This is a genomic window from Pseudidiomarina sp. PP-1MA, from assembly GCF_041200125.1.
GTDB lineage: Bacteria > Pseudomonadota > Gammaproteobacteria > Enterobacterales > Alteromonadaceae > Pseudidiomarina > Pseudidiomarina fusca.
The window spans coordinates 1,762,763-1,786,135 of record NZ_CP165718.1; the positions used below are offsets into that span (position 1 = coordinate 1,762,763).

Below are 23,373 nucleotides of genomic sequence, written 5' to 3' on the forward strand. Positions count from 1 at the left end.
TCAGGTGCATTGGATCGTACTCTAAGCCTCTGTTAATGCTACAGCTTGTTCAATATCTACAGCAACTAAGCGCGATACGCCGGGTTCTTGCATGGTAACACCGGCTAGATGCGAGGCCATTTCCATCGCGACTTTATTATGACTGATATAAATAAACTGCACACTTTGCGACATTTCTTCTACCAACCGACAAAAGCGTCCCACGTTGGCGTCATCCAAAGGTGCATCAACTTCATCCAACAAGCAAAATGGCGCTGGATTTAGTCTAAAAATGGCAAACACTAATGATAAAGCTGTTAACGCCTTTTCACCACCAGAAAGCAGGTGAATTGTACTATTTTTCTTACCGGGGGGACGCGCCATAATAGTCACTCCGGTTTCAAGTAAATCATCATCAGTAAGTTCAAGATACGCATTCCCGCCGCCAAACACTTTTGGGAACAGCTCTTGTAAACCATGATTCACGGCATCATAGGTTGCCTTAAATCGTTGTCGGGTTTCTTTATCTATGGTACGAATAGCTCCCTCGAGCGTTGCTAATGATGCCGCTAAGTCATCATTCTGCTGATCCAAATACTGCTTACGCTCAGCTAGTGTCTCAGCTTCTTCGATAGCTGCCAAGTTAATTGCACCTAAGCGACTGATAGCCTGTTGGATGCGTTCCAACTTACTTTGCCACTCGGTTTCATTAGCATCCTCAGCTAACCCCTCAAGAATAGGTTTAAGTGACTGTTGCAAGTCAGCTAATACAGCTAAAATACTGCGACTACGCTCTTGCACTGCAGCTAGCTCCATTTGCGTGCTTTGTACTCGCATCCTTACTTGCTCAATCTTTGCCTGCACTCCTTGAGCACCGCTGGTCAACTGGCGTAATTGCTCTTCGTATTCATGCACTTTATTAGCTAAGTCCCGTCGTTGCTCGTCAATCAACTCGCGTTGCGCTAAGGTTTCTTCTAACGTTAGCGCTAACACTTCTACGTCAGTATCGTCATCCTGTTCTGGGTGCTTCAATTGCTGTAACTGCGCTTGGAGATGTTGCTGTTGCTGTCGTGCTCGTTGAGCTAACTGCTGATAATGCGTTAATTGTTGGCGCAGTTGTTGTACCTCACTTGCTTGCGTCATTTGCCTTTGTTGTAGGGCTGTTAATGTCTCACGTAAATGCTGACGTTGTTGTTGCAAGTGATTGCGTTGCGTTAACCAATGCTGCTCATCAAGTGGCTGCAACTGCTCCTTTGCTTGCTCACACTGCTCAGCTAATTGCTGCTGTTGCTGCTGGCCGGTAACGAGCTGTTGTAGCAACTGTTGGTGCTGCTGTTTGGCTTGCTGTAGACGTTGCTCTAATTGCTGCTGCTGATGTTGTTGCCATTGAAAACGCTCGTCTATCGAACGTAAATCCGCTTGATAGAGGTGCAAATTCTGTTTGGCCTGATCCAATTCCTGATGCCGGAGCTTTAACTCCTCCTGAAGTTGCTGTTTACGAAGGCTGGAATCTTGTAACTGCTGTTGTAACTGAGTTAGATCTGCTTCTACCTGCAATAACTGTTGCTGCTGCAAGAGCTTACTAGCAGCAGCATCCATTGTGCTGGCTTGATACCCTCCAGCTAACCATAGTTGCCCAGCTTGATTGATAGCACCTAGCCACTGGTTTTGCTGTAGCAACTGTTGCGCTTGTGCCGCATCATCAACGGCAGCAATGCAATGCAACCAGCTCCATTGTTGCAAAGGTCCGCTTACTAGCGCTGCCACACTCCCCTTTGGGGGCTGCTTTACTTGTAACTGTACCACTTGAGCACCAGCGAAGAGAGGCCACTCTGGCAACGGCTGCGTGATGACCCATGCCCCCAGCCAGGGCTGTACCAGTTGTTCTAGCGCTAACTGCCAGCTCTGTTCAACCTTCAGTAATTGTTGTACTTGCCCCAACGCTGGGCATTGGTGCTGCTGCAACCAATGTTGCACGTCCATGGTGGTCGCTTCATGCGTGCCTTGTTTGAGGGCTTGTTGCAAGGCACTTTGCAGGCCTAAGTTTTGTTGCTGCTGAGTTTGCTGCTGCTGGCGTTGCTGTTCAACTTGCTCAAACTGTTGTTGGTGCACATTCAGTTGTTCTGATAATGCTGCAACCTGTTGTTGTGCTGCATTAATCTGCTGCTGTAACTGCTGTCGCTGTTGATCCATAGCGGCTAGGTTATAGTGCTCAAGTTCAGCTAGCAGTTGCTGTTGTTGCTGCTGATTCGCATCAATCGCTTCTGCACACTTAGCTACTTGGTCTCGTTGGCGTTCGTGTTGCAAATGTAATTGCTGTTGTTGCTGCAGCTGGTGCTGCGCCTGATTCAATGCTGCTTGATAATCATCTTGCCAAGCTAACCAAGCTTCTTCATGTTGTTCAAATCGGAGCTGAGCTTCAACTACTTGTTCGTCAGTTAGCGCTTGCTCAGGTTCAAGTTCAAGTAATTGCGCGGCCAATACCTGCTGTTGATCGTTATCCTGCGCCAGCGTTTCTGAAAGTTGCGTTAATTCTTGTTGTAACTGTTGTTGCTGACGTTGTCGTTGCTGTCGTTGTAACTGGTGATGTTGCAACTGCTGCTCGAGCCGAGTTACCTCATTGCCTAGTTGATAAAACTGATGTTGTACCTGTTCTAACTGCTGTTTACTCTGTGCCGTTTGCTCGCGTAACTCAGTACTGCCTCGCTCACTACCTCGTTGCTCAGCTAACCAGCGCTCTAATTCTGTGGTTTGTTCAGCTTGTTGTAGACGCAACTGTTCGGCTTGACGCTCCGTTGCTAACCAACGTAATGCTTGTAGCTCACTTTTATAACGTCGCTCTTGCTGTTTAAGTTCTTTATAACGGCGGGCTGCTGCGGCTTGTCGTTGCAGCTTGTCTAATTGACTGCCCAGTTCTTCACGGACATCGTTTAAGCGATCTAAATTGTCGCGAGTATGCTGCATGCGCGTTTCAGTCTCTCGACGCCGTTCTTTGTACTTAGAGATACCGGCGGCTTCTTCAAGAAAAACACGTAATTCTTGCGGCTTAGACTCAATCAGGCGCGAAATCATGCCCTGTTCAATAATCGCGTAACTACGCGGACCTAATCCGGTACCAAGAAATAAATCAGTGATATCACGACGGCGACATTTGCTCCCATTTAAAAAATAATCAGAGCGGCCATCGCGAGTCACTAGACGTTTAACAGAAATCTCGGCGTAATTTGCATATTCGCCTTGTATCCGTCCGGCGCTGTTATCAAATACCAACTCAACGCTAGCTTGTGATACCGGTTTACGTGCCGTTGAGCCATTGAAAATGACGTCCGTCATGGCATCGCCACGCAAATTTTTGGCCGAACTCTCGCCCAGCACCCAACGCACCGCATCGATGACATTTGATTTGCCACAACCATTAGGGCCAACCACACAAGTCATCTGGTGTGGGAAAGGAACTTTAGTGGCATCAACAAAAGATTTAAAACCAACTAGTTTTATGTATTTTAAGCGCATTTATTGTCGTTATATTGTGAGCTCATATGAGTGCACATAGCCCCGTTAAAGATACAGGCAAAACCTTAGCAAATATTCCTGTTATTTGTAATCTATTTACTTATTTTCAAGCTTGTAACTTAACCTTACAATTTGACCTATAGAACGGCCATTGGGCAAGATATACTGCAATGGATAATTCAACTCAAGGATCAAGAATGACTGCCTACAGCGATTTTGGTGCCAGCTACGTGGCGCGCGGATTTGAATTAGCTTTTCAGCCGGGAGTAAGACGTTATGTGCTTATTCCTCTAATCATTAACATTCTCTTATTTTCTGTGGCCATTTACGCTACCTTTCACTACACCAGTATCGGTGTTACGCAATTGGTGGCTTGGCTACCCGAATGGTTACGTTGGTTAGAAATTTTACTATGGCCACTCATCGTGATTGGCGTGGTCTTGATTTTTGCTCTCACCTTTACCAGTGTCGCTAATATTATCGCCTCTCCTTTTAACAGCCTGTTGGCTGAAAAAGTAGAATATAAACTTACCGGGATTGTCCCTGTCGATGGCGGCGTTAGCGGTATGATTAAAGATATCCCGCGCATTATTGGTCGCGAGTTTCAGAAAATCATTTATTTTATACCTCGAGCATTAGCCTTTGGCTTACTGCTTCTATTTGTGCCTATTATTGGTCAGGTTCTTTGGTTTTTGTTTAGTGGTTGGATGATGACCATTCAATACGCTGATTACCCGTTCGATAATCATAAGATAAGCTTCAAAGCAATGCGCCAAGAACTGGGTGCGCGCCAAGGAAAAAGCCTGTCTTTTGGCTGTATAGTTGCTTTTTTAGCGACCATTCCGCTAGTTAACTTAATCATGATTCCAGTCGCAGTCTGTGGTGCCACTGCATTGTGGGTAGATCATATTAAGTTTAATCGGATCAGTTCGTAGCCATAGGCAACAAATAGCCGTGGGTGCTATAATCTGCGGCTATTTTATGAAACTTGCAGAGTGTTGGCATGAGTGTTGAAACCTTTACCCCTGAAACAGCCAATGATATTGGCGCAAAAATTGGCTTTGTTAGCCTCGGCTGTCCAAAAAACTTGGTCGATTCAGAGCGCATTCTTACGCAGCTGCGTACCGAAGGCTACGATATCGTTAACAGCTATAATAATGCCAACCTTGTTATCGTTAATACCTGTGGCTTTATCGATTCAGCCGTACAAGAATCGTTAGATGCTATCGGTGAAGCCTTGGCTGAAAATGGCAAAGTAATTGTCACCGGATGCCTCGGTGCCAAAGATGACGAGATTCGTGAAGTTCATCCTAACGTGCTAGCTATTACCGGCCCGCATGCTTATGAAGAAGTGATGGGGCATGTGCATAAATACGTGCCAACACCTGAGCGAGTTCCGTTTGAGAACTTAGTTCCAGATACTGGAGTTAAGCTAACTCCCCGTCATTACGCCTATTTAAAAATTTCAGAAGGCTGTAATCATCGCTGCACTTTCTGCATCATCCCATCCATGCGTGGCGATTTAGTCAGCCGTCCTATCGGTGATGTACTAAGCGAAGCCCAACGACTGGCAAATGCTGGTGTAAAAGAATTACTGGTGATCTCTCAAGATACCAGTGCTTACGGCGTGGATGTAAAACATAAGACCGGTTTTTGGGATGGCCAACCGGTTAAAACCAGCATGCTTGCTCTGTGCGAAGCCCTTGGTAAACTCGGCATCTGGGTACGGTTGCACTACGTCTACCCCTACCCTTCTGTAGACGATGTGATTCCACTGATGGCGGCGGGCAAAATTTTGCCTTACTTGGATATTCCGTTACAACATGCCAATAAGCGTATTTTACGCTTAATGAAGCGCCCAGGTTCAGCAGAACGCACGCTTGAACGTATTCAAAACTGGCGAAAAATCTGCCCAGACTTAACCATTCGTAGCACTTTTATCGTTGGCTTTCCGGGTGAAACTGACGAAGAATTTGAAGAGCTACTCCAATTTTTGCGCGATGCACAGTTGGATCGAGTGGGCTGTTTCACCTACTCTGATGTCGAAGGCGCCAAAGCTAATGATCTACCTGACCCAGTGCCAGAACATATTAAGCAAGAGCGTTATGAACGTTTTATGCAAGTGCAACAAGAAATCAGTGCAGCTAGGTTACAGGCTAAAATTGGTCGTACTTTAACCGTTTTGATTGATGAGGTTGATAACGAAGGTGCTATTGGCCGTAGTTATGCAGACGCCCCTGAAATTGATGGTTTGGTCTACCTCAATGGCGAACACAACGTACAACCTGGCGACCGTGTTGAGGTGCTCATTGAGCATGCAGACGAGTACGATTTGTGGGGTTCTCTGGTTTAACCGTTAATACGGTCACAAATAAAAAGCCCGCTACTTATAGCGGGCTTTTTTGTACATCCAACAAATAGAACCATCACTCATTATCGTCGGTAGTTTCGTTTTGTAGTAATTTAGGATCAAGTTGCTTACTGGTTTGCACTCCCATCTTACGGAATTGTTCAACCCTACCTACTAAGTTGCCACGCCCCGTAGAAAGTTTGTTCATAGCTCCATCGTAATGCTTACGAAGAGCATCTAAACTACCTTCAATTCGCTGCATATCATCAATAAAACCGACAAACTTGTCGTATAATTTTGCTGCATCTGTAGCTATCTTCTGAGCATTTTGATTCTGATACTCGTATTGCCAAATATTGTTAACCGTTCTTAATGCCACCAACAGATTGGTTGGACTTACCAACATAATATTGTTGTCTAGCGCCAGTCGAATCAGCTCAGGATCTCTATCAACAGCCAATAGAAAAGCAGGTTCAATAGGTATAAACATCAACACGTAATCAAGAGTTCGAACCCCGTCTAACTGTTGATAATTCTTCTTACCCAAGCCTTTAATGTGATTTCGTAGCGACGTGACATGCTCGTTCAGCGCCTGTTCGCGGGCTAACTCGTCATCACTGTTAAAATAACGCTCGTAGGCAACTAGTGAGACCTTTGAATCGATCACTACGTCTTTGGCATGAGGTAAGTGCACAATCACATCAGGTTTAAAACTTTTACCATCGTCATCACGATAATGACTTTGGGTTTCATACTCATGGCCTTCGCGTAAACCTGATTGGGTAAGTATACGTTCAAGCACAACCTCGCCCCAGTTACCCTGAGTTTTTACATCACCTTTTAATGCTTTAGTTAAGGCCTCAGCTTCGGCCGCCATCTGCTGATTGAGTTCACGCAACGAGTTCACCTGCTCTGATAACGCAGAACGTTGCTTTATTTCATCAGCGTATTGCTGGCTCACCTGAGTTTTAAAAGCCTCAAGTTGCTGCTTAAAAGGTGCCAGAGTCGTTTCTAGCGTTTGCTTACTTGTGTGCTGTAAACGCTCAGATTTTTGCTCAAAAATCTGTTGTGCCAAACGCTCAAATTGCTGTTTTAAGCGCTCTTCACTGTCTTCTAGCAGCTGTTGCTTTTCTTTTGCACTAGCAAGTTTTGCTTGCAACTCGGCCGTTAAGGCGGCCAGCTCAGCTTGCGCAGTATGAGCCTGTTGCTGAGCTAACTCACGCTGTTGCTCAGCCTTGGCTAACCGCTGCTCCGCATCACTTTGTTGCTGTTGTAACTGCTGTTGCAGTTGAGCCAACTGTTGCTGGGCAAAGTCCAGTTGTTGCTGCGCGTGCTGTTGTTGATGCCGCAGCTGGGTGCGCAAACGCGGCACCCAGACGAACCAAGCTAACAACATGCCAATCGCCGCGATACCAGCAACACTCGCTAGTATCTGCCATAACGGCAAGTTAAGCATCGGCAGCTTCCAATTTTACCCGCCAAATGGCTGGCCCAGTCTCGTGGGCATTTTCACCGGTACTATCCACTGCCACCGTCACTGGCATATCTTCTACGTCAAACTCATAAATGGCTTCCATTCCTAAATCTTCAAAGCCTACTACCCTTGCTTTTTTAATCGCCTTAGCAACAAGGTAAGCTGCACCACCCACGGCCATCAAATACACTGCCTTGTGTTGTTTAATACTTGCAACCGTTGCTGGCCCACGCTCAGCCTTACCAATCATGCCTAGAATACCGGTCTGCTCTAGCATCATGTCGGTAAATTTATCCATGCGAGTTGCTGTAGTTGGGCCAGCCGGCCCCACTACTTCATCACCTACCGGATCAACAGGGCCCACGTAATAGATAAACTTATTACGGAAATCCACGGGTAGCTGCTCACCGCGATCCAGCATATCTTTGATTCGCTTATGTGCTGCGTCGCGGCCAGTTAACATTTTACCCGACAACAGCACAGTCTCACCGGTCTTCCATGTTTCGATATCCGCTTGGGTTACGGTATCTAAGTTAACGCGACGTACGTTATCACCTAGCTCAAAGGTAATATCTGGCCAGTCTTCTAATTTAGGTGGTTGTAAGTCCGCCGGACCAGAACCATCTAAAACAAAGTGTGCGTGCCGTGTAGCTGCACAGTTCGGAATCAAGGTCACCGGTTTTGATGCGGCATGAGTTGGTGCAGATTTAATCTTCACATCCATCACTGTGGTGACACCGCCTAAACCTTGGGCACCAATCCCTAACTTGTTCACGCGATGATAAATTTCTAAGCGCAGTTCTTCTTCGGCAGTTTGCGCACCGCGATCTAATAGCTCTTGAATATCAACAGGATCCATCAGAGCTTCTTTAGCTAGCACCGCAGATTTCTCTGCCGTACCACCGATTCCTAGCCCAATCATACCCGGTGGACACCAACCTGCGCCTAATTTAGGCATGGTCTCCACTACCCAGTCAGCGATGTTATCGCTAGGATTGAGCATGACCATTTTGGATTTGTTTTCCGAACCGCCCCCTTTGGCGGCAATCATCACTTCGATGTGATCGCCAGCAACCATATCAATATGCACTACGGCCGGGGTGTTATCGCCAGTATTTTTTCGTTTGCCTGCTGGGTCCGCCACAATCGATGCACGTAATGGGTTATCTGGATTAGTGTAAGCGCGGCGTGTGCCTTCATCCACCATCTGCTGTACTGTCATATCAGTCTTGTCCCATTGCACTCCCATGCCAACTTTCACAAAGCAAGTGACAATACCAGTATCTTGGCAAATTGGACGGTGCCCTTGGGCTGACATTCTGGAGTTCGTTAACACCTGTGCGATGGCATTTTTGGCAGCTTCGCTTTGTTCGCGGTGATAGGCTTTTTCTAATGCCTGAACAAAATCAAGTGGATGGTAATAAGAAATGTATTGCAACGCATCTTCAATGCTTTCAATAAAATCAGACTGACGAATAATAGCCATGGATACCTCAGGTTGTCACTTAGATGGGATACCTAATAGCCACCTCTCTGATCCTTGCTCGAGCTAGCTTAATAGAACGCGGGCAAGGAACTCTTCGGAGTTGCGGCAGGTAACGTAAAGTTGACGGTATGATAGCCTTTTGTCACGGCTCTGACCAGTTTTGCTAATGCTTGCAGACTACGACTTTATGCTATGCTAGCGGCGAATAAGTTACAGGAGTTATCAGTTTGAAGTTAGTTGCCGTAAAAATTCCGATTAAACTAACCTTAGCGCAGCTTTTTAGCTACTGCGCCAGCGAGCCTTGGGCACTCTTGCTAGATAGTTGTGATAATGCTCAGGCGCAATGGGATATGATCTTTCGTCAACCGGTGACCACTGTAACCAATAGCCAGGCTTGGCCGCAGCAATTGGCGCAAGCGCTAGCCCAAGTACCAGCCTATATTGGTCCTGATTTTTTACCCTTTCAAGGGGGCCTTGCTGGGGCCTGGAGTTATGACTGTGGCCGCGCTTTAGAACAGTTGCCCAGCTTAGCAACGGCAGATATTGAACTACCAGATCTGAGTGTTGGCGTTTATCACCAAGCCCTGATGCAACAGCGCAGTAGTGGTGATACTTACTTGCTAGCGCCAGCCGCCCAAGTACAGCAATTAACCGACTTCTGGCTAACGGCACAGCAACATTGCCAACAGCAAACTCCAGCATCATTCTGGTTGGCGGGTGACTGGCAAGCCAATATGGACGCCACTAGCTATGCGACAAAATTTGCTCAAGTACAAGCTTATCTACGTGCTGGCGACTGCTATCAGGTGAATTTAGCTCAGCGTTTTAGCGCTTCTTTTCAAGGCTCGACTTGGGCTGCGTACCAAGCCTTAAGAAGCCACAATAATGCTCCCTATTCTGCCTATATGCAGTTGCCTGAGGGAGCTCTACTCTCACTATCGCCTGAGCGATTTTTAGCTATTTCACCTGCGGGTGACGTAGAGACTAAACCGATCAAAGGCACTCGGCCACGTCATCCAGACCCTGCTCAAGATCAGCTCTTAGCTGACCAGCTACAGCAAGCCAGTAAAGATCGAGCAGAAAACGTCATGATTGTCGATTTATTGCGTAACGATTTAAGTCGCTGTTGTTTGCCAGGCTCGGTCAAAGTGCCTCGCTTATTCGCCATTGAGTCTTACCCTGCTGTGCATCACTTAGTCAGCACCGTGGTTGGTAAGTTAGCGCAGGCAAATCAAGGCCTGCAACTACTGGGACAATGCTTTCCTGGTGGTTCTATTACTGGCGCGCCCAAAATCCGCGCCATGGAAGTTATTGAAGAGTTAGAGCCTCATCGGCGCAGTTACTATTGCGGTAGCTTTGGTTATTTTTCACAACATGGCCAAGCTGACACCAGTATTGCTATACGCACCTTAGTAGCAACTCATACACAGCCCGGTATTAGTCATAGCGGTACCATCCATTGCTGGGCCGGCGGCGGCTTAGTTGCCGACTCTGAATGCGCCAGCGAATATCAAGAAACCTTTGATAAGGTTGCGCGAATTTTGCCAGTCTTAAGCGCTCTCCCAAAACCAGAGGCACAGGCATGAATCGGCAACAGTTTTTGCAGCGTTTCCAGCTCCATCACCGGCAGCCCGTGCAGCGGCCCGTGCTCAAACGACTGCGCCCGGCAGCGGTGCTGATTCCCTTGTTAGAACAGCATGGCCAATTGCATGTAGTTTTAACTCAGCGCAGTGCGCAATTGCGTAATCACGCGGGACAAATTAGCTTTCCTGGCGGCCGCCAAGACCCTCAAGACCAAGATTTATTGGCCACCGCCTTACGCGAAAGTCACGAAGAGATAGGCTTACACCCAGACGATGTAACGATTGTGGGGCAACTACAAGATTATCCAGTCATTAGTAATTTTCTGATCCGCCCCTATGTTGGCTTGATCACGCCCCAACGACCCTTTGTACCTGAGCAACGCGAAGTTGCGGAAATTTTTACCGTGCCGCTACAAGATGTACTGCATCAACATCAACATTATGTGTATCGGCTACAGCGTTTTATTTACGATCAGGTATACTTTATCCCCTATCAACAAAGAAATATTTGGGGCGCCACGGCAGGTATGTTACGTGAGTTAGCAGACCACATTTACCCTGAACGTAAGTTATTCTATCGCCCTTTAAATGATTGAATTTTAAAAATGGAACCTATTTATGATTAGCGTGTTTGATATCTACAAAGTTGGCATCGGCCCGTCAAGTTCTCATACTGTGGGCCCCATGCGGGCTGCTTACGAGTTTTTATTAGCTGCAGAACAAGCCGTAGGCCTCGAACAAGCGGATGGCATTGTGGTGGAACTATTTGGCTCACTCGGGCAAACCGGAAAAGGCCATGGCACAGGTAAAGCCGTGATCCTTGGCTTAGCCGGAGAGCAACCTGAAACCGTAGATACCACCAAAGTTGATGAGTTTTTACAACAAACTGAAACCACTCAAGAATTGGCTTTACTAGGCAAATATCCGGTGAAGTTCCCTGCTACCGGGGCGATTGTTTTCCATCGTCGCAAAACCATGCCACGTCATGCTAACGCAATGGAACTACGGCTGTATCGCGCAGACGAGGTGATCTACAAAGATCTCTACTACTCTATTGGTGGTGGTTTTATTGTCCGAGATGCTGACTTTGACGACAGCTTAGAAGAAGCTATTGAGCAATCAAGCAAACCTATTCCGTATCCATTTGATAGTTGTGATGAATTACTCAAGCTATGTCATGAACACGGGCTAAGGATTAGTTCGCTGATGTTGGCAAACGAAAAAGTATTTCGCAGTGAGGCCGATATTCGTAGTGGCTTGATGCACATTTGGCATACCATGGATGCCTGCATCGACCGCGGCATCCGCACCGAAGGCATTTTACCCGGGGGCTTGAAAGTACGTCGGCGTGCACCGGGCCTCTACCAACGTCTGAAGAATGAAAAATCAACAGACCCCATGCAAGCGATGGACTGGGTGGATTTATTTGCGTTAGCGGTGAATGAAGAAAACGCAGCAGGCGGACGAGTCGTGACTGCGCCCACCAATGGCGCAGCTGGAATTATTCCGGCGGTGATGAAGTATGCCGACAAGTTCATTACCCCTTTGGATGAAGAAACCGTGGTGCGCTTTTTACTCACTTCTGCGGCAATTGGCATTCTATACAAGAAAAACGCTTCTATTTCTGGCGCTGAGGTGGGCTGCCAAGGCGAGGTTGGTGTTGCATGTTCGATGGCAGCCGGAGCTTTGGCCGAGCTCATGGGTGGCGGCGTAAGTGCCGTAGAAAATGCTGCAGAAATAGGCATGGAACATAACCTCGGGCTTACCTGTGACCCGGTCGGCGGTTTAGTGCAGGTTCCTTGTATTGAACGTAATGCAATGGGATCGATAAAAGCGATAAATGCGGCGCGGTTGGCATTGCGTGGTAGCGGTGATCATAAAGTGTCCTTGGATAAAGTCATCAAAACCATGTGGGATACTGGGAATGATATGAAAACCAAATACAAAGAGACGGCTCGCGGCGGTTTGGCGGTAAATATCATCGAGTGCTAATGACCAAACCTAACTAGCTCAATAGTGCGCAGCATGAATTCACTTAATGCTGCGCACAGACGCTTTACCAAGTAGGTAACTGGGTATGCAAAAACATTCTATCTATTTCTTCTTGTGAACGTTTTTGCATGGCCTCATCCACTTTACTGCGACTCAAATGGGGCGCAAAACCTTCCAAAAAATCGTACATGTAGCTACGTAAAAAAGTCCCTTTACGAAAGCCTATTTTAGTGGTGCTAGGCGCAAATAAATGCTGTGCTGGTAAACATATCAGATCACTATCTTGCTCTTTAGTTACCGCCATACTTGCTACCACGCCTACTCCTAAGCCCATTCGTACGTAGGTTTTAATCACGTCGGCATCGGTTGCCGTGAATACCACGTTGGGTCTGATACCCGCTTGATTAAATGCTTTATCCAACTCGGAGCGCCCAGTAAAACCATGCACATAGGTAATGATGGGATAGTTGCCTAAATCAGTAAGGGTCACTTCTGCTAGTTGCCCTAGAGGATGATCTGGTGGGGCAATAATCGAGCGATTCCAGTGATAACACGGCAACATGATCAGGTCTTGATAGAGGTGTAACGCCTCGGTCGCAATAGCAAAATCCGCTTTACCCTTGGCTGCCGCCTCGCTAATTTGTTCTGGCGACCCTTGGTGCATGTGCAAAGTTACCTGCGGATAGCGTTTGGTAAAAGCTTTGATCATGGTTGGCAGAGCATATCGAGCTTGGGTATGGGTTGTGGCAATATGGAGCTTACCTTGATTAGGTAAGGTGTATTCTGCCGCAATTGCCTTGATGGCATCCGTATGAGCTAACATTTGCTGTGCAATTTTGATAATTTCTTGGCCCGCTGGGGTGACGGCATCTAGCAGCTTGCCATTGCGGGCAAATATTTGAATTCCTAGTTCGTCTTCTAACATTCTTACCTGTTTACTAATACCCGGCTGAGAGGTATACAAACTTTCTGCGGTCGCTGAAACATTTAAGTTGTGGTTTAATATCTCCACAATATAGCGGAGCTGTTGTAACTTCATAGACACCTCATAGCATTTAAGGTTTTATAACCGCATTCGTTATAACTAAAATATATATCAACTTGGCAGTTTTCACTAGTAACAAGTTCGAGGTGAAGGTGAGTAGTTTACAAGATCAGTTACAGGGGCTGGGGTTTAAACTCACGGACACAGCCGCTGAAAGTAATCCAGAAGCCGATGAAACTAGCGTACAACCGAGCGATTATCCGTTACGTTTGCAACGTCAAACAAAAGGACGTAAAGGTAAAGGGGTAACCGTTATTCTAGATCTTCCCAAGCAGCCAGAATTGTTGGCCAATATGGCTTCTGCCTTACGGAAGCATTGCGGCGTTGGCGGTGCTGTAAAGCAGGACACGATAGAACTGCAAGGCGATCAGCGTGAGCGCGCCAAACAGTGGTTAGAACAACAGGGCTACAAGGTTAAATTCGCTGGTGGTTAAGTTTGGATAAGATGTACTGCCAAAGCCATGCAAACTTGTCGACTACATGCTGTAGGTAAAAGAGACTTCGCGCTGCGCCTGGTTCCATTGTAAATCAGTTGTCATCTGTCGTAATAGCTCTAATCCTCGCCCGTAACTCTGTTCCGTTGCCACCCTAACGCAGGGCTCACTTGGGGGTGCGATAAAGCCATCACCACTGTCAGCCACGGTGATTTTGAGCTGCTTAGTACTCGCTTGAAGCTCTATAGTGACCATGATACGGCCATGCTGAAGTGCATTGAGCCTATCGGCACGTTGTTGATAGTACTCAGCAAACCCTTCTGGCTGGCTCTTCAGTGCCGAGTCTAACCCCAATAAGCCATGCTCTAATGCGTTATTAAAGGCTTCCGCTAACAACAGATAGATAGTGGTACGATGCCGTCGTAATAGGGGTAATTGGCTTAGCGCCGCCATTAAATTACTGACCGGATCAATGCTTCGTAACTGCTCAGGGTGGAGCTCACTAGTTAATTTGAAAGGTAAACTTTGCACATCCGGCTCTGGCTTAACTTCACCTAAACCGGTGGGACGGCAATAAAGAATAGCTAACGATAGGTCATCGCGTAATGGCGTTTCGCCACGAAAATGTTCAAGTTCGTTGACCAGCTCATTAAAGCGATCTGTGTTAGGATACTGGCTTAGCATTTTTTCAAGCGCATCAGCCCCAAGAAACTCTTGCTGATGGCCAAGTAACTCTATCACACCGTCAGTGAACATGGCGATGGAACTATGTGGTGCCGCTCTAAATGTGGTGACACGGCTATCAAAATCATCATCATCTAACACCCCTAGCGCCATATGCTGCGGATCTAGGCGCCGTAACACGGTTCCTGCTTGATCACAGACCAAGGCTGCTGGCATGCCACCATTCCAATAAGTGACGCGTTCACCATTGGCTGATAATTCTAGTAAAATTGCGGCACAAAACATGTCATTAGGGAGTAACCGGTTTAACCGAAAGTTAAATTCAGTCACCATCTCTGCGACCGAAACACCGCGATCTGACATCGCAAAAAACGCCTGCGACAACGGTAAGGCTCCTGTTGCTGGTGCTAAACCATGACCGGTAAAATCCGCCATTAACATGTACAAATTCCCCAACGGCCCCGGAGCTATTAAGCAAAGATCGCCATTGAATTTGGACACCGGCGTTAAATAAGTATTTACGTGAGGATAATCTAGGTAGTTACGACTAAGAGCATTCTGAAAGATATGCTCAACCAGTTGATGTTCTCGGTCTACCCGCGCCTTATGCCAAGACAGTGCCTGTTTGAGCTCCACTATTTGCTGGCGGTAACAACTCTGGTTAGTTAATAACTGAATTTTCAACCGCAACACGTCATCAAGATCGTGATAAGAGGCTACATACGCAAATTTGTGTGCATGATTCTGTACCAAGGCCTGGCTATCTGACACTAATAAAGCCGAGTTACGCAGGTAACTGGATACCTGTTGCCACCACTCAGATAGCAATGCTTCGTGCGTTTCATTAACGATAACAACCAAAGGAACCACAGTAACCTCTGTTGTTAACAACTGCGCTGGCTGAATGACCTCCACGTGGTAACCCAACTGCTGTAAACGCTGCAATAAGGTCTGAGCATTAGCCGACCCATCCTGCAGTACCCACAAAGGAGCTGCTGCAGCTGAGTTCGTGCGGCTATTCATTTCACTCGTTGCTGACAAGGACGGTGCCATAACCTTGGTATACAAGGAGCTTACTCAATTACAAAAAGCTTATCAAAACGCGAAATATCAAGAATATTACGCACTTCTGGTCGACAGTTAATCACATGGATAGACTTGACTGACTTGCCAAGGGATTTGCGCATATTCAGTAGCATTCCTAACGCTGAGCTATCTAAATATTCAGTTTCACGCAGGTCTATAAATACGGTGGGCTGTTGGTCACCTATATCGCTATAGGATTGGCGAAATTCTTGCACTAAACTGAAGTCAAATTTACCTTTGATGGCAATAATGAGTTCTTTGCCGTCATTGGCAAATTGGCGATGTAAAGGCATCTGCACGTCCTCTTCAACTGTTATGAATAGCAAGATACTGCCAACTTGCGCAGCACATTACAATACTTTATCGCACCCATAACAGCTATTTAAATAAAAAGAGCTCCAGCTTTAGAGATGGAGCTCTTTTTTATGCATCAGCCCTTTAAAATCAAGGCTTTTGCTGATATTTCTGATACAACTGTCTATGTCGATTGTTTAGATCTACTTCAGCACCATCAATAAACATATGCTGAATTTTTTGCCCCAAATGATCCATGACATCGCCCTGCGAAATAATCAATGACGCTTGTTTTCCAACTTCCAACGAGCCGATTTTATCCGCAACGCCCATGACTTCTGCTGGTTTTATCGTAATAGCTGCTAACGCCTGTTCTTTATCAAGACCGTAAGCTACCGCATTACCTGCGGCAAATGCTAAATTACGCACATCCCAGAAGCCCGTAGAATAAGCCAAGGCAAAATCAACGCCAGCTGCTGCTAATAATGCAGGCGTACTATAGGCCTGGTCATAAGCTTCATCATGACGGCTTGGTAAACCATAGGGTTCGCCGTAAACAACAGTCACGTCAGCTGCCGCTAGTTGGTCTGCGATACGCCACGCATCACGAGCGCCCACCAATACCAAGTCAAAGCCTTGCTCTTTAGCAAATTCAAGTGCTTGTTCCATTTGGCGCTTGTCATGGGCATGCACAAACAGTTTGCTGCTACCAGCAAACAACCCAAGCATAGCCTCCCAACGTACATCTGTGCCATTCAGCTGACCGGCCTTTTTCGCTTCAAAATAAGCCCGCGCGTCGGTAAAGGCACGCTTTAATTTTTTTAGTGCCTCGGCATTGGCTTTACGCTGCTCATCAGCTGAACGGCGCTCCCACCAAGCATTATTAAGCCCTGCTCGTGGCCAATTCACATGCACGCCCACATCGAGTGCTTCAGCAGCATCTTCATAAGTCCAGCCATCGGTTTGCAATAAGCTTGAACGCCCCGCAATCAAGTTACCTTGTGGTACGATTTGGGCATGAGTGATGCCGTTAAAACGCACCGTTGGAGTAATTTCCGAATCAGGGTTGTAAGCCACATGACCACTTACTTCAGGAGTGATTTGGCCAACTTCACGCATATCGTTCGTAGCACGCACTGCCTCTAATTCAATCAAACCTAGCGTGGTATCTAGGGCAACTAAACCCGGATAAACATGACGTCCGCTCACATCAATCACACGAGCATTCGCTGGTACTGTTAAATCGTTGCCAATGGCTGTGATTTTGCCATCTTCAAACAGCAAATCAGTATTTTGCTGTACCCCATTGGTCACTGTATGCAAGGTTCCACCTTGCAGTAAAATGGGCTGCTGCTGTGCTTTGCCGGGCACCATATCGTGTGCTGATGCAGCAACGCTTAAACTGGCGGCAACTACCGCTGTTACTAATTTTTTCATCGTTGCTCTCCTTATTCAGCCTGAGTGTGCGAATGGTTGATGTGGATGTGCTCACCATGAGCGGTATAAGCATCGCTCCAGACATCATGATTGTCATCACAGTGCCAGGTTGGCTGCTGTGGTTTGTAACCATTAGCACTCCCCTGACGCTCTTCATCAGTGGCACCTAATACCTTCTGAATCAGGCCTTGCTTTTCTTGCTGCAACTGCGCCCGCAACTGCTGGTCGTACTCACGATCAAAGTATTTACGAGCATTGATCCAAGTTTGTTCTGGGTGCGAGTAAGCGCTTAGTGGATGACCACTCCAAATCACAAAGTCAGCATGTTTGCCGGTTTTGATACTACCTACGTATTGGTCAATTTTAAGTTGTTTCGCAGGATTCAAAGTGACCATTTGTAGAGCTTCATGCTCTGACATACCACAGTAGGTTACAGACTTCGCTGCTTCAGTATTTAAGCGACGCTGCAAATCGTTACTATCCGAGTTAATGCTGGTTAACACGCCTTTGTCAGCCATCAGACAGGCGTTGTAAGGAATGGCATCATAAACTTCAAACTTAAATGCCCACCAATCAGCAAAGGTCGATGCACCAGCGCCATGTTTGGCCATTTCTGAAGCAACTTTGTAGCCTTCCAAAATGTGGGTAAAGGTGGTTAGCGTGAAGTTAAACTCCTCAGCTAAGCGCAATAACATCAAGATTTCTGATTGCACATACGAGTGCGCATGTACAAATCGTTCTTTATTGAGGATTTCAAGTAAGGTCTCCAAGCGATAATCTGGACGTGGTGGTGCAGTACGCGCCTTCTCCTTACGGCTTAGCTTGTTGTAGGCATCGCGACGTTGTTGATATTCACGTGCAGCAATAAAGCCATCACGCATAACTGCCTCAACGCCCATACGCGTTTGTGGATAACGTACGGTGTAAGCCGAGCCCCAGTTGCTTTGCTTCACGTTTTCACCCAACGCAAATTTAATGCTTGGTGGCGCTGCATCAAATTTAATGTCGTTGGCCGTTGCTCCCCAACGCAGTTTAATAACTTGCGCCTGTCCACCCATAGGGTTCGCTGAGCCATGAAGTAGTTGCGCCATGGTGGTACCGCCTGCCAACGAGCGATAAATGTGGATGTCGTCTGGATTAACCACGTCACCAATCCGCACTTCAGCAGTGATCGCTTCTGATCCTTCATTCACGCCGCCTTCAATAGCAATGTGTGAATGTTCATCAATAATGCCTGGCGTCACATGTTTGCCAGTGCCGTCAATCAGGGTATACCCGGATGGCGTCGCAAGATCTTTACCAATTTTGTAAAACTCACCATTACGAATTAACACATCAGTATTTTCGAGGACGCCCGCTTCATCGGCGGTCCACACGGTCGCATTTTTAATATGTACATTCTGACGCTCAGGCAAAGCATCTAAACCGTACGCCACATTCGGGAAGGTTAACCGGCTCACATAATTCGCTTGAGTTGTGGTTGCTTTTTCTGCAGCGGGCTCTGCTGCAGCGGCACGATTAGCACTGATTGGTAGGCTAGAGCCATTTGGAGCTATAGCCACACCGGTAAAGCTATCAGCAGCGGTTTGATCGAGACGAATGCGCCAAGCACCTGTCTGATCCAACAGTGCAGTGTTGACTACGAATTCTAAGGTCGACTCCGTGCGACGAAGATCTTTCAAGGCAACGGATTCGTCCCCTACTTTGAGCTTGCCAGATGGCCGCTTACCATCTTTGAGTTCAAGACTTACCTCACTATCCGCAAGGTTAAGAGTGAGGTTGCCGGCAAAATCAGCTTGTTGCAGTGGCTCCAACTCAACTTCTTGTCCTTGTAGCCAAACTGATTTAATGGTTCCATCAACGAACAAATCGCCTTCGACAACCACAAAGTCGGCCATATAACCTGCTGCCAATTTTCCTGCTTTATCGCTAACCCCAGCAATTTGCGCCGGTACGGTTGTTAGCGCGGCCAAGGCTTTGTCGCTAGATAACCCGTGGGCTACGGCTTTACGTAAATTAGGCCAGAAGTCACTAGCCTTCTTTAATTGGTGTAACGTAAAAGAGAAGTCAATATCAGCTTGCGCTAACGCAGCGGCATTACCCGGCGCACGCTCCCAATGACGTAAGTCAGCAAGACTCACATCAAGATCATCATCCACTCCTTTTACCTCCGGTGCTGCCGGAAAGTTAAGAGGAAGAATGATTGGTGCTTGAGTTGCTTTAATCGCATCTAAACGAGCGTATTCAAAACCAGAGCCAACAAAAGTTACAGGAACTTTAAATCCACTAAAGACATCATAGGCACGCAGCAAGTCTTTATCGTCAGACACTTTAAAAACCATGCCTTCTTGCTCTATGGGAGCTAATTCTGCCAATGCGGCATTATATTCTACCGGGCCGTTGTAAGCTTGTTTGCCAGCTGCGTCTTCATACCAAGCAGCATCAGACAAAGTTTGTCGAATCAACGCAATAGAGCCCATTAAAGAAGATGGATATTGTTGCTTTGATGAGCCTTTATCGAACGAACCAAAATGTCGTGCTTTGGCATTGTACACGGCATTATTAGCAATCGTATCGGCTAGTGACACAGTGGTCGCTTGCCCTTGGAAAATACCGTCTAAGCGAGCTGATTGAACCGCCGTAAAGCCCTGTTCGATGTAGCTTCTAGCATCTTTACTTGAGGTTGCGAAAGAATCCACCCAATCTACTTGAGCATGAATTGCATCGTTCGCTGCGTTACCACCTTCACGCTTGTTGTTGTATTGCGGTGGTTGACTGCGATAAGGCGCACGTTCACCACCATTCGCTTTAGGCAAACCGTAGTCGCTGTAGGCGTCAATGAATCCAGGATAAATCGTGTGACCACTCGCATCTACAACCCGAGCGCCAGCAGGAGCTTGATTATTGGTTAAGATAGATTCAATTTTACCATTGCGGATAACTAATGTGGCATTCTTAAGTTGTTTTCCTGGCTCAGTAACAACTGTAGCATTTTGTAGTGCCACAAAACTTGAACTGTGATCGTGTAACCCTTGTACTGGCGTTGTTTGTGATGCCATGACAGTAGCCGGTAAGGCTGCGCATAGTGCCAACGCCAGTTTACTTAGGTGATTATTCCCTTTCATCTGGTTCCCCTTAATAAGGTTTTGTGATTATTATCATGCTACAGTAAATTGAGTCTTATCAGTGTGCAATCCATTTAGGGATGAAAAGCGTACTGCAAACGTTAAATAGCTAAAATCAAGGAGATTATTATGCGTTTAAAATCAGCTCTGTGGTCATGTCTAAGCGGCATTGTAGTGTTTGGTGCGGTATCTTTCAGCCCGGTGCAAGCACAACATGCCTTTAATGATGCCGATAAAGCCGTAGAATATCGCCAAAAAGCACTCTCGCTCATGCAAAATAACTTTGCCTACCTTGGCGATATGGTAAAAGGTGATATGGAATTTGATGGTGAAATTTTTAAAGCTCGAGCGGCAGATTTTTCAGCCTTAAGCGCTATGCCTTGGATTGGCTTTAGCCAAACTGGTGCAATGCCAGGTAATAACAGCGATGCTTTACCTGCCATTTGGGATAATTGGGACGACTTTATGCAGCGCGCCGAGTCATTTCAACAAGACGCTGCAGCCTTAGCTGCGGCAGCGGAGTCTGGTAACCAAGGTGATATTCGCAAAGCCTTTATGGCCGCGGCGAAAAACTGTAAAGCCTGCCACGACCAATACAAAGACTAAACCAATACTTAGTTAATGAAGAAATAGAATGCGGTAGCCAGTGCGGCTGCCGCTATTATTGCCCACCAAGCATTGACCAAACGCGGCGCTGCTACCCCTTCTCGTTTGCCGTGAATCATGGCCGCAACTAAGTTAATGCCGCGTAAGCGATAGAGAATAATTGCGACAACATGCAACACCACAACAGCAATCAACACATTAAAGTTATCTTTGTGAATACCCGTTAAAAAATCTGACATGTCACCGCTTACTGCACTCGCCAGCGGGCCACTAAAGAAAATCTCATCATCGGCAAATAACCCTGTGGTAAATTGCACCAACAATACTAGCAGTAGAGCAACGACCGCCCAGCCACCAGCTGCATTATGAGTATTGCCTGGTTGATACTGTCCTTGCCCTAATTCTTTGAAGTGCTCAACGACTGCAGCAGGGCCTTTTACAAAGCTACTAAAGCGTGCTGATTCACTACCGAAAAGGCCCCACAGTATGCGTGCAACGATTAAACCGCCCAATATGCCAGCCAACTGTAAGTGACGTTCCATTTCACCCTGCTCGGCGGTCCACCAAAGCGCTACCACTAAAGCGACCATCAGCCAGTGATTAAGCCTCACGAATGCGTCCCAAATTTTTACCCGTTGCATTTTCTTCTTTCCTTCTGTTCAATAGCTAGTAACAACAATCAATCATAGGAGTACCCAATGGCCGCCGCAAACGCTCAATCAGCACCCGCCAAAGTCTTGGTAGTTGATGATGACTTTATTTCGCTTGAAGTGCTCAAAGCTATGTTAAGTCATTATTCTGTCGAAATTATTACCGCTCAATCTGGTTCCGAGGCTGTTACTAAAACACTAGCTGAACGGCCTGCTTTGCTTCTCCTAGACCAAGAATTACCAGATTTTACTGGCCTTGAAGCCTATTGCAAAATCGTTGCGGAGTTAGGTGATGACGCCCCTCTAGCAGCCATGATCAGCGGCCATAGCACAGCCGAAATAAGCGCAGAATGCCAAACAATTGGAATCAAACATCAGCTGACTAAACCGGTATCTCCCACCCAATTAGCTGATTTGATGGCTATCGCCAGCGGTATCTAACAGCCGTTGGCTATCGCTTAAAAAGCGCTCGGCAAATTCGCCAAAATACTCGCGCACACGAGTAAACTCTTGTAAAAATTCATCTTTACGACCTTGTTCGAGCCGCTTTAGTTCCATTTCAAAACGCTGAACATAACGCCTTAACATAGCAATATTATTCGGCTCAGCCAGCAATATATCGGCGTACAGCTCGGCATCTTGGGCAAACAGACGCCCTACCATCATCAGCTCGAGGCGATAGATTGGTGAACTTAAATCTAATAACTGCTGCAGATCAGCTTGTTCTGCGGCTAAATGCGAACCATAGACAAAACTAGATAGGTGTCGCAGTACCTGCACAAACGCCATCGCTTGGTCATGTGCTGCTGCTGTGAGCGCCTTAATATGAGCACCCCAGCGTTCAATGCTTGCTAATAGCCATTGGTATTGGTCTTCATCACGACCATGGCAGGCCACCACTAGCTGTTTGGCTAGGGTGACTTGTTTGGGGCCAAACATTGGGTGAAGGCCCACAACAGGGCCACTATGTTTGGCCAACATGGCATTCAAGGGTTGCCGCTTTACACTGGTTAAATCTGCCAAAATACAACCTGGAGGCAAGCTGGGTAATGCTTCAATAACAGTCAAGGTATGAGCTATAGGCACGGATATCAGCACTAAATCTGCTTGCTCGCAAAAATGCTCGGCGTGCTGCCAATCGTCTTTATCTAGTATGAGTACCTTAGCGCCAGCAGAGCTAAATAAACGTACGAAAAGTTGCCCCAGCGCCCCGTTACCACCAACTATCACTACTGTCTTGTCATTTAAATGCACATCTGCCGCTTGCTGCTGTTGATAAGACTCGCGAATAATGCGGCGCAGCACATCTTCAATAAGATCTGGAGAAAGTCCAGCTTGCTCCGCTTGTTTGCGCTTCGCTACCAGCATGCTTGCTTCTCGTTCGGGAACATACAATGGCTGCCCTAATTGGCGTTTCACCACCCCCACTTCTGCTGCAAGTTGTCTGCGTTTAAGAAGGATCTGAACCAATTCACTATCGGTGTTATCAATGGCCTCGCGCAGTTGCTGCAAGTGCTGCTGTGGATCTAACATGGAAGGCTACCTCATGCATTATTGGGGGAGTGAATCATGTGCTTATTTGTACCATAAAAAAACCCGCCAGCGGCGGGTTTTTCGATATAAGCTTGAGCTAGC

The 23,373-nt window shown here is 46.8% G+C and carries 18 protein-coding genes; 8 read left to right on the forward strand and 10 right to left on the reverse strand.

Annotated elements, in window-relative coordinates; all coding sequences use genetic code 11:
* Window positions 1-21: 21 nt before the first annotated feature.
* Window positions 22-3,492, reverse strand: coding sequence for a chromosome segregation SMC family protein (locus AB8S08_RS08370; protein ID WP_369742495.1), 3,471 nt, complete (start codon window positions 3,490-3,492; stop codon window positions 22-24).
* Window positions 3,493-3,689: 197 nt separating this feature from the next.
* On the opposite strand from AB8S08_RS08370, the gene cysZ reads away from it, so the two are divergent.
* Together cysZ and rimO are read left to right on the forward strand one after the other, a co-directional pair.
* Window positions 3,690-4,427, forward strand: a complete 738-nt coding sequence (gene cysZ, locus AB8S08_RS08375) for a sulfate transporter CysZ (RefSeq protein WP_369742496.1) — start codon at window positions 3,690-3,692, stop codon at window positions 4,425-4,427.
* A gap of 68 nt (window positions 4,428-4,495) precedes the next feature.
* Window positions 4,496-5,845 carry a 30S ribosomal protein S12 methylthiotransferase RimO gene (rimO, locus tag AB8S08_RS08380; RefSeq protein WP_110076230.1) on the forward strand — a complete coding sequence of 450 codons (1,350 nt, stop codon included), beginning with the start codon at window positions 4,496-4,498 and terminating at the stop codon, window positions 5,843-5,845.
* Window positions 5,846-5,918: 73 nt separating this feature from the next.
* Here rimO and rmuC read toward each other — a convergent pair whose 3' ends face one another.
* Window positions 5,919-7,298 (reverse strand): DNA recombination protein RmuC, encoded by a 1,380-nt coding sequence (gene rmuC, locus AB8S08_RS08385; protein WP_369742497.1) that lies wholly within the window; start codon window positions 7,296-7,298, stop codon window positions 5,919-5,921.
* The gene (locus AB8S08_RS08390; RefSeq protein WP_110076228.1) at window positions 7,291-8,802 is read right to left on the reverse strand and encodes a fumarate hydratase; all 1,512 of its coding nucleotides are present in this window, start codon (window positions 8,800-8,802) and stop codon (window positions 7,291-7,293) included. The genes rmuC and AB8S08_RS08390 overlap by 8 nt, the downstream gene beginning before the upstream one ends.
* A 221-nt stretch (window positions 8,803-9,023) precedes the next feature.
* On the opposite strand from AB8S08_RS08390, the gene pabB reads away from it, so the two are divergent.
* From pabB to AB8S08_RS08405, 3 genes are read left to right on the forward strand one after another with little or no spacing between them, the layout of a single operon-like run.
* Window positions 9,024-10,388, forward strand: coding sequence for an aminodeoxychorismate synthase component I (gene pabB, locus AB8S08_RS08395; protein ID WP_369744192.1), 1,365 nt, complete (start codon window positions 9,024-9,026; stop codon window positions 10,386-10,388).
* Window positions 10,385-10,981, forward strand: a complete 597-nt coding sequence (locus tag AB8S08_RS08400) for a CoA pyrophosphatase (protein WP_369742498.1) — start codon at window positions 10,385-10,387, stop codon at window positions 10,979-10,981. The genes pabB and AB8S08_RS08400 overlap by 4 nt, the downstream gene beginning before the upstream one ends.
* A 22-nt stretch (window positions 10,982-11,003) precedes the next feature.
* Window positions 11,004-12,377, forward strand: a complete 1,374-nt coding sequence (locus tag AB8S08_RS08405; protein WP_110076225.1) for an L-serine ammonia-lyase — start codon at window positions 11,004-11,006, stop codon at window positions 12,375-12,377.
* Window positions 12,378-12,441: 64 nt separating this feature from the next.
* Here the strand turns inward: AB8S08_RS08405 and cysB are convergent, their stop codons facing one another.
* Window positions 12,442-13,416, reverse strand: coding sequence for an HTH-type transcriptional regulator CysB (gene cysB / locus AB8S08_RS08410; RefSeq protein ID WP_110076224.1), 975 nt, complete (start codon window positions 13,414-13,416; stop codon window positions 12,442-12,444).
* A 98-nt stretch (window positions 13,417-13,514) separates the two neighbouring features.
* Between cysB and AB8S08_RS08415 the strand changes: the two genes are divergently transcribed.
* On the forward strand, window positions 13,515-13,856 hold the full coding sequence (locus AB8S08_RS08415; protein WP_258306620.1) for a translation initiation factor: 342 nt from the start codon (window positions 13,515-13,517) through the stop codon (window positions 13,854-13,856).
* A 42-nt stretch (window positions 13,857-13,898) separates the two neighbouring features.
* On the opposite strand, the gene AB8S08_RS08420 is transcribed toward AB8S08_RS08415, so the two are convergent.
* From AB8S08_RS08420 to AB8S08_RS08435, 4 genes are all read right to left on the reverse strand, one after another.
* Window positions 13,899-15,563, reverse strand: coding sequence for a SpoIIE family protein phosphatase (locus tag AB8S08_RS08420; RefSeq protein ID WP_369742499.1), 1,665 nt, complete (start codon window positions 15,561-15,563; stop codon window positions 13,899-13,901).
* 50 nt (window positions 15,564-15,613) lie between these two features.
* Window positions 15,614-15,919, reverse strand: a complete 306-nt coding sequence (locus AB8S08_RS08425; RefSeq protein ID WP_110076222.1) for an STAS domain-containing protein — start codon at window positions 15,917-15,919, stop codon at window positions 15,614-15,616.
* A gap of 151 nt (window positions 15,920-16,070) precedes the next feature.
* Window positions 16,071-17,357 (reverse strand): amidohydrolase family protein, encoded by a 1,287-nt coding sequence (locus AB8S08_RS08430; protein WP_153826755.1) that lies wholly within the window; start codon window positions 17,355-17,357, stop codon window positions 16,071-16,073.
* Between the two features lie 11 nt (window positions 17,358-17,368).
* Window positions 17,369-20,482: an amidohydrolase family protein gene (locus AB8S08_RS08435; RefSeq protein ID WP_369742500.1), complete on the reverse strand. Its 3,114-nt coding sequence runs from the start codon at window positions 20,480-20,482 to the stop codon at window positions 17,369-17,371.
* A gap of 129 nt (window positions 20,483-20,611) precedes the next feature.
* Here AB8S08_RS08435 and AB8S08_RS08440 point away from each other — a divergent pair, with 129 nt between their 5' ends.
* Complete coding sequence (locus AB8S08_RS08440) at window positions 20,612-21,088, forward strand: cytochrome c (RefSeq protein WP_369742501.1); 477 nt, start codon at window positions 20,612-20,614, stop codon at window positions 21,086-21,088.
* 8 nt (window positions 21,089-21,096) lie between these two features.
* Here the strand turns inward: AB8S08_RS08440 and AB8S08_RS08445 are convergent, their stop codons facing one another.
* The gene (locus AB8S08_RS08445) at window positions 21,097-21,729 is read right to left on the reverse strand and encodes a cytochrome b/b6 domain-containing protein (RefSeq protein WP_369742502.1); all 633 of its coding nucleotides are present in this window, start codon (window positions 21,727-21,729) and stop codon (window positions 21,097-21,099) included.
* A gap of 57 nt (window positions 21,730-21,786) precedes the next feature.
* On the opposite strand from AB8S08_RS08445, the gene AB8S08_RS08450 reads away from it, so the two are divergent.
* Entirely contained in the window at window positions 21,787-22,179 is a 393-nt protein-coding gene (locus AB8S08_RS08450; protein WP_369742503.1) for a response regulator, read from the forward strand.
* Here the strand turns inward: AB8S08_RS08450 and tyrA are convergent.
* Complete coding sequence (tyrA, locus tag AB8S08_RS08455; RefSeq protein ID WP_313932100.1) at window positions 22,144-23,271, reverse strand: bifunctional chorismate mutase/prephenate dehydrogenase; 1,128 nt, start codon at window positions 23,269-23,271, stop codon at window positions 22,144-22,146. The genes AB8S08_RS08450 and tyrA overlap by 36 nt on opposite strands.
* Between the last annotated feature and the right edge of the window lie 102 nt (window positions 23,272-23,373).

Excerpts from the sequence above, each read along its gene's own strand:
- AB8S08_RS08370 (WP_369742495.1), bottom strand. The coding sequence starts at position 3,492 with ATGCGCTTAAAATACATAAAACTAGTTGGTTTTAAATCTTTTGTTGAT.
- cysZ (WP_369742496.1), top strand. The coding sequence starts at position 3,690 with ATGACTGCCTACAGCGATTTTGGTGCCAGCTACGTGGCGCGCGGATTT.
- rimO (WP_110076230.1), top strand. The coding sequence starts at position 4,496 with ATGAGTGTTGAAACCTTTACCCCTGAAACAGCCAATGATATTGGCGCA.
- rmuC (WP_369742497.1), bottom strand. The coding sequence starts at position 7,298 with ATGCTTAACTTGCCGTTATGGCAGATACTAGCGAGTGTTGCTGGTATC.
- AB8S08_RS08390 (WP_110076228.1), bottom strand. The coding sequence starts at position 8,802 with ATGGCTATTATTCGTCAGTCTGATTTTATTGAAAGCATTGAAGATGCG.
- AB8S08_RS08400 (WP_369742498.1), top strand. The coding sequence starts at position 10,385 with ATGAATCGGCAACAGTTTTTGCAGCGTTTCCAGCTCCATCACCGGCAG.
- AB8S08_RS08405 (WP_110076225.1), top strand. The coding sequence starts at position 11,004 with ATGATTAGCGTGTTTGATATCTACAAAGTTGGCATCGGCCCGTCAAGT.
- cysB (WP_110076224.1), bottom strand. The coding sequence starts at position 13,416 with ATGAAGTTACAACAGCTCCGCTATATTGTGGAGATATTAAACCACAAC.
- AB8S08_RS08420 (WP_369742499.1), bottom strand. The coding sequence starts at position 15,563 with ATGAATAGCCGCACGAACTCAGCTGCAGCAGCTCCTTTGTGGGTACTG.
- AB8S08_RS08425 (WP_110076222.1), bottom strand. The coding sequence starts at position 15,919 with ATGCCTTTACATCGCCAATTTGCCAATGACGGCAAAGAACTCATTATT.
- AB8S08_RS08430 (WP_153826755.1), bottom strand. The coding sequence starts at position 17,357 with ATGAAAAAATTAGTAACAGCGGTAGTTGCCGCCAGTTTAAGCGTTGCT.
- AB8S08_RS08435 (WP_369742500.1), bottom strand. The coding sequence starts at position 20,482 with ATGAAAGGGAATAATCACCTAAGTAAACTGGCGTTGGCACTATGCGCA.
- AB8S08_RS08440 (WP_369742501.1), top strand. The coding sequence starts at position 20,612 with ATGCGTTTAAAATCAGCTCTGTGGTCATGTCTAAGCGGCATTGTAGTG.
- AB8S08_RS08445 (WP_369742502.1), bottom strand. The coding sequence starts at position 21,729 with ATGCAACGGGTAAAAATTTGGGACGCATTCGTGAGGCTTAATCACTGG.
- AB8S08_RS08450 (WP_369742503.1), top strand. The coding sequence starts at position 21,787 with ATGGCCGCCGCAAACGCTCAATCAGCACCCGCCAAAGTCTTGGTAGTT.
- tyrA (WP_313932100.1), bottom strand. The coding sequence starts at position 23,271 with ATGTTAGATCCACAGCAGCACTTGCAGCAACTGCGCGAGGCCATTGAT.